Source organism: Neisseria sp. HMSC055H02 (assembly GCF_001813335.1).
GTDB lineage: Bacteria > Pseudomonadota > Gammaproteobacteria > Burkholderiales > Neisseriaceae > Neisseria > Neisseria sicca_C.
The window spans coordinates 1-5,463 of record NZ_KV812082.1; the positions used below are offsets into that span (position 1 = coordinate 1).

Consider the following 5,463-nt stretch of genomic DNA (forward strand, 5'->3'; position numbering starts at 1 on the left):
GGATGTCCAACTTTTGGGGTGCAGTTCAAACCTGAAACATGGTTTTCAGACGACCTTTTTATTTTAAGGCGTTTTATCCGTCCGTTTTCAGCATCCGCAGGAAGTCTCGTCCGATGTCTGAAGGCTCAAGGCTTTGCGTTTTTTGGCTTTTTCGTAACGGCAGCGTTGACGCTCGGTGGTGATTTCCAACGGTGGGACGGGAACGGGTTTGCCGTCTTCAACCGCGACCATGGTGAAGTAGCAGCTATTGGTATGGCGCACTTCGCCGGTGCGGATGTTTTGCGCTTCGACGCGTATGCCGATTTCCATGGAAGTTCTGCCCGTGTAGTTGACGCTGGAGTAAAAAGTTACCAAATCACCGACGTGTATCGGCTCTTTAAACAAGACCTTATCGACAGACAGGGTAACGCAGTAGTTGCCGCTGTAACGGCTGGCGCAGGAATAAGCGACTTGGTCGAGCAGGCGCAAAAGTTCGCCGCCGTGGACGTTGCCGCTGAAATTGGCGGTGTCGGGCATCATCAGCTCGGACATGATGAGTTCGTGTGAAGGGAGTTGGCGGGCTTGTTCCATGATGTTCCTCTTTTTGAAATAAATGTTTGTGTTAAAACGGGCGGTCTGTGAGTGGTTTGAATGGTTTCAGACGACCTTATAGTGGATCAACTTTAAACCAGTACGGCGTTGCCTCACCTTAGCTCAAAGAGAACGATTCTCTAAGGTGCTGAAGCACCAAGTGAATCGGTTCCGTACTATCTGTACTGTCTGCGGCTTCGTCGCCTTGTCCTGATTTAAATTTAATCCACTATAATAACGAGTGTATTTAACATATGAATATACGGCAATTGGAATTTTTTATAGCTTTATAACCATTTCCTACGCGAGAAGAAAATCAGCAACCCGACGATGATACACAACATCAAACCCAAAACCATAAAATAGCCGTAATGCCAATGCAGCTCGGGCATGTTATCGAAGTTCATGCCGTAAATACCGGTAATGACGGTCAGCGGCATGAAGATGATGGTGATGACGGTCAGGACGCGCATTTGCTGGTTCATGCGGTTGGACTGGAAGGAAAGGTAGATGTCCATCATGCTCAGCACCATGTCGCGCGAGGCGTCGAGCGATTCGATAAGCTGCATGATATGGTCGTACACGTCGCGCAGATAGACGGTGGACTCGCCTTTGAAAATGGCGAAATCGCCGCGCACGGCAAGCTGATAGAACACATCGCGCAAGGGCAAGAGCGTTCGGCGCAGGCGGACAGCGTCGCGCTTGAGGCGGTGGATTTTGCCGAGGATGTCGCTGTTTTCGTTTTTAAACAGGGATTTGTCTATGGCTTCGACGCGGTTGTTGTACTCTTCCAAGACGATGAAATAGTCGTCCACGATGCGGTCGAGCAGGCAATAGGCGAGGAAGGCGGTGTTTTTGCCGAGGATGCCGCGCGGATTTTCGCTCATTTGGTGGCGCAACTGGCTGAACAGCCCCAGCGGTTTTTGCTGGAAAGTCAACACAAAATCCTTGCCGATAATCAGATACACCTGGTCGGAATTCAGTTTGCCGGCGGCAGTATAGTGGTAAACCTGCGCGGCGATAAACAGATAATTGCCGTAGTCTTCGATTTTGGGGCGTTGTTTGCGGCTGAGGATGTCTTCGATGACCAGCTCGTGGATGCCGTAAGACTCCAGCGTGTGTTTGAGCAGCGCGGCGTTGTTGATGCCGACGAAATGCAGCCAGTTGGTCTGCTCCGTTTGCGGGCGGATGATGTCGGGCAGTTTTTTACCCGCAAGATAATCGTGCTGGGCAAACGTATCAGCGGAATAAAGCGTTTGGTGGATGGCGGAACGTGGCGCGTTGTCGGTATTGCTGCGCAGGACGGTTTGGTCTTGCGGGATTTCTGCGGGTATTGTCTCGGGAGCGGGTGGTGTGTTCGTCATGATTGAAAAGGTATGTTTGAAGGTCGTATGAAAACGGAATGTTTTTTCAGACGACCTTGGTTTTAAATTATTAGCATTGTAACAGAGTAGGGCAGGCACCGAGGTCGTCTGAAAAGTGAAAGGCGGCGCATATTCAAAATATGTTGTTTCGGGTATAGTGTCGTCTGTTGGTACACGGTTGTTTCCTTTGCGGGAAAAATTTTTGGAGCTGTAAGAATGTTTAAACGTCCTGAAGAAATCATTGTTTTGGTGCTGGCTGTTTTATGGGTGGTCTTGACGTATTTTTTGGCCGCATATTGCGGGGCGGATGCTTATACGGTGATATTGATCACGGGGCTGACTTTGGTTTGGGCGGCGGTATGTTTCCGCTTTTGGCAGAAAGGCTGGGAACGCAATATTTGGCCTGTTTTTTTGGGATGCCTTGTCGTTTGCTGGTGGCCGATGTTGGATTGGCTCGCCGTCAAAGATATTGTTGTGCCGAATTCTGAGACGGGTGCGATTGTAGTTGCGAAACCTTGGTACGCAGGCTGGATTTTCAAGTCTTTTCTGGCTTTGCTGCCTGTCGTTGCCGGATATGCATTTAAATGGAAAAAATCGCGTTATGTCCAATAATTCGGGTGGTCAAGCATCAAATCAATCTGTCAAAACGCCGTTTGCCGAAACGGCGTTTTTTATTTCCGTCGGGCTTGATTTTAGAGCGATTGCCCTTAACTATAAAATCAATAAAAATTTTGTGTATTATTAATCAAAGGAATAACATGGCAGAAAAAAATTATTATGAAATATTGGGCGTCGCTAAAGATGCGGATGAAGCCGCTATTAAAAAAGCCTACCGTAAGCTGGTGCGCAAATACCATCCTGATGTGAGCAAAGAGCCGGATGCCGTTGAGCGTACGGCGGAAATCAACCGTGCTTACGAGACGCTTTCCGACAAGGAGAAACGTGCCGAGTATGATGAAATGTTGGCAAACCCTTATGGCCGCAACGCAGGGGGTAATCCGTTCGGACAAGGCGGAAACCCGTTCGGCAACGGTTTCGACGGCGGAGGTTTCCGTTATGAGTATCGGGAAGGGGAACCGTTCGGCGCGGGCGACTTTAATTTTGAAGACTTGTTTTCATCGTTCCGCCACGCCGGCTCCCGACCCGAGCAGCCGCGCGGCCCTGTCAAGGGAGAAGACCAACACGCCGAATTGAGCATTGATATTTACGCAGCCTATACCGGTGCGGAACGCAGTCTGACTTTGAATGTGCCGACTTTGGACGAATATGGCCGTATGGCTTATCAAAGCAAAACCCTCAACGTCAAAATTCCCAAAGGCATCGCCGAAGGCCAGCAAATCCGTCTGGCAGGGCAGGGGCTGCCGGGCAGCAACGGCGGAGCGAACGGGGATTTGTACTTGAAAATCAAGTTCCACGACCGGCCGGACTTGTACGTCAAAAACAGAAAAGACGTATATCAGACGATAGACGTCAAACCGTGGGAAGCGGTATTGGGCGGCAAAATCATCGTTCCTACCGCATCCGGCCGCTTACAGGTCAATCTGCCTGCCAACACTCAGAGCGGCAAAACCATCCGCCTTAAAGGCAAGGGCATTCCGGCGAAAGAGGCGGGAGACCTATACTTGAATATCCGCATCAATGTCCCTGTTGCAGAAAGTGAAGCCGACCGTGCCGCATGGGAGAAACTGGCAGAACATTTCGCTGCGAAACACGCATGAAAGAAAGGATAAACCATGACGCAATCCACCGACATCACATTGACTTTTGAAGAAATCATTGCTGTCAGCCATTGCCGCCGCGATTGGCTGTTGGAACTCATCGAGGAAGACATCATCAGCATAGGCGGCAAGCCCGAACAAACTACGTTCAGCGGTTTCCACCTTGCACGTATCCGCCGCGCACAGCGTCTGAGCCGTGATTTTGAAGCCGGCATCCCGGCGTTGGGCTTGATTATGCGGCTTTTGGACGAAGTGGAAGAGTTGCGGAAAGCGCAGCGGCCGTCGCTATTGCTGGAAGAGCAAGGACAATAGGGCGTTGTTATTTGTAAACAAAGGTCGTCTGAAAAATATTTTCAGACGACCTTTTAATGAATCTAAAAAACTAACGGCATTGCAGCCAAGTCCGTTTGAGATGATTGACATCCGTCACTTTGCAGACATTTCCGGAGCAGCTGACCGAATAATCCACTTTGGTCGGTTGCCCCCATTGTTTGAAGCCGGCACGAATTTTGCCGTTGGGCAAGGCAGATACGTTAACCTTTACTTCAGTTTCAGGATCCTGACTGTTCCATATCGGATCGGCCTCTATGCACAAATCCGCCGACCGAGAGGCAGTACGGATGGCTTTTTTCAAAGAATCATCGGCATATCGGTTCAAAATCTTCACGCCCGGTTCATCATCGCGGCTTGCCTCTTGATAAATCTTCTTCACCAAACGGATCTTGGCGGCATTGTCTCCGCTTGCAAAAGAGACAGACGGCACCAGTAACGCAGCGAAAAGTATTGTCGCTATTTTGTTCATATTATGTTTTCCTAAAATCGAATTCTGCCCGACCTACCGTCCAATACCCTATTGAAACCATACTCAGTATTGACTTGGCAGGGTTCAGCCGTAAAAATACAAAAAGAATTATATCCATTGGATATGCTTTTTCAAACCGATTTAAACGTCATCACCCCATTATCCATCCTATGAGGTCGTCTGAAATGCCTGTCATGCTGATTGTCCGTCCGTCCGCGCGTGCGGGAGATGATGTGCGCACCTGTTCGCAGGCAGGTTGGCGCGCGCGGGTGTTGAGTCCGGTTGAAATCGAGCCTGACGAAGCGGCGTTGCGCGGCTTGAAAGAACAGTTTTCCCGTGCGGATGCGGTGTTTTGGGTCAGTCCGACGGCGGTTGAAACTGCTGCGCCGTATGTGGATTTTTCAGACGACCTGAAGGTTCAGGTCGCGGTCGGTCAGGCAAGCGGTCAGGCTTTGCAGCGGTGTAGCGCGAAAAATGTGTCTGTGCCGCAAGAAGGCAACGACAGCGAGGCAGTGTTGCGGCTGCCGGTTTGGGATACGCTGCCGCAGGGCGCACGCATATTGATTGTGCGCGGACGCGGCGGGCGCGATTTTTTGGCGGAGTCGTTAAAGAAAAAAGGCTTTGCAGTGGAAATCGCGGAAGCGTATTTCAGACGACCTAATGAATTGAATTGGCAGGATTTTGATGCCGAATCCATTGATGCCGCCTTTATCGCTTCGGGCGAACTGGTACGCGGGCTGTTTGCGCAGGTTCCGCCGCAATTTTCCCGATTCTTCGAATCCTTGTTATACTTCACCCATCATCCGCGCATAGCCGACGCGCTTCGCGAGGCGGGTGCGCGCCACATACGGGTCGTCGCTTCTCTGAAAGCGGCACTTTCATCATTTCCTAAGGAGCAAACCGATGAGCCGGTCTGAAGACAATCCATCCGAAGCAAACGAAGCCGGTCGGCCGATTATCGTCGACAGCCAGGGCAACGCGGAGTCGTCTGAAACAGCGGCTCCGAAAA

General features: G+C 50.6%; 7 protein-coding genes. 4 read left to right on the plus strand and 3 right to left on the minus strand.

The window, feature by feature from the left end; translation table 11 throughout:
• Nucleotides 1-87: 87 nt before the first annotated feature.
• Both HMPREF2907_RS03795 and corA read right to left on the minus strand, forming a co-directional pair.
• Nucleotides 88-570 carry an acyl-CoA thioesterase gene (locus HMPREF2907_RS03795; RefSeq protein WP_070493953.1) on the minus strand — a complete coding sequence of 161 codons (483 nt, stop codon included), beginning with the start codon at nt 568-570 and terminating at the stop codon, nt 88-90.
• Nucleotides 571-857: 287 nt separating this feature from the next.
• On the minus strand, nt 858-1,934 hold the full coding sequence (gene corA, locus HMPREF2907_RS03800) for a magnesium/cobalt transporter CorA (protein WP_070680230.1): 1,077 nt from the start codon (nt 1,932-1,934) through the stop codon (nt 858-860).
• A gap of 216 nt (nt 1,935-2,150) precedes the next feature.
• Here corA and HMPREF2907_RS03805 point away from each other — a divergent pair, with 216 nt between their 5' ends.
• The 3 genes from HMPREF2907_RS03805 (at nt 2,151) to HMPREF2907_RS03815 (ending at nt 3,964) form a co-directional block, all read left to right on the plus strand.
• Complete coding sequence (locus HMPREF2907_RS03805) at nt 2,151-2,546, plus strand: hypothetical protein (RefSeq protein WP_070680233.1); 396 nt, start codon at nt 2,151-2,153, stop codon at nt 2,544-2,546.
• A 146-nt stretch (nt 2,547-2,692) separates the two neighbouring features.
• Nucleotides 2,693-3,652, plus strand: a complete 960-nt coding sequence (locus tag HMPREF2907_RS03810) for a DnaJ C-terminal domain-containing protein (protein ID WP_045072512.1) — start codon at nt 2,693-2,695, stop codon at nt 3,650-3,652.
• Between the two features lie 15 nt (nt 3,653-3,667).
• A complete protein-coding gene (locus HMPREF2907_RS03815) occupies nt 3,668-3,964 on the plus strand; it encodes a chaperone modulator CbpM (protein WP_070680236.1) in 297 nt (98 codons plus the stop codon).
• Nucleotides 3,965-4,034: 70 nt separating this feature from the next.
• On the opposite strand, the gene HMPREF2907_RS03820 is transcribed toward HMPREF2907_RS03815, so the two are convergent.
• On the minus strand, nt 4,035-4,454 hold the full coding sequence (locus HMPREF2907_RS03820) for a hypothetical protein (protein ID WP_070680239.1): 420 nt from the start codon (nt 4,452-4,454) through the stop codon (nt 4,035-4,037).
• A gap of 185 nt (nt 4,455-4,639) precedes the next feature.
• Between HMPREF2907_RS03820 and HMPREF2907_RS03825 the strand changes: the two genes are divergently transcribed.
• Nucleotides 4,640-5,371 carry a uroporphyrinogen-III synthase gene (locus HMPREF2907_RS03825; protein WP_070680242.1) on the plus strand — a complete coding sequence of 244 codons (732 nt, stop codon included), beginning with the start codon at nt 4,640-4,642 and terminating at the stop codon, nt 5,369-5,371.
• Nucleotides 5,372-5,463 lie beyond the last annotated feature (92 nt).

Excerpts from the sequence above, each read along its gene's own strand:
- HMPREF2907_RS03795 (WP_070493953.1), bottom strand. The coding sequence starts at position 570 with ATGGAACAAGCCCGCCAACTCCCTTCACACGAACTCATCATGTCCGAG.
- corA (WP_070680230.1), bottom strand. The coding sequence starts at position 1,934 with ATGACGAACACACCACCCGCTCCCGAGACAATACCCGCAGAAATCCCG.
- HMPREF2907_RS03805 (WP_070680233.1), top strand. The coding sequence starts at position 2,151 with ATGTTTAAACGTCCTGAAGAAATCATTGTTTTGGTGCTGGCTGTTTTA.
- HMPREF2907_RS03810 (WP_045072512.1), top strand. The coding sequence starts at position 2,693 with ATGGCAGAAAAAAATTATTATGAAATATTGGGCGTCGCTAAAGATGCG.
- HMPREF2907_RS03815 (WP_070680236.1), top strand. The coding sequence starts at position 3,668 with ATGACGCAATCCACCGACATCACATTGACTTTTGAAGAAATCATTGCT.
- HMPREF2907_RS03820 (WP_070680239.1), bottom strand. The coding sequence starts at position 4,454 with ATGAACAAAATAGCGACAATACTTTTCGCTGCGTTACTGGTGCCGTCT.
- HMPREF2907_RS03825 (WP_070680242.1), top strand. The coding sequence starts at position 4,640 with ATGCCTGTCATGCTGATTGTCCGTCCGTCCGCGCGTGCGGGAGATGAT.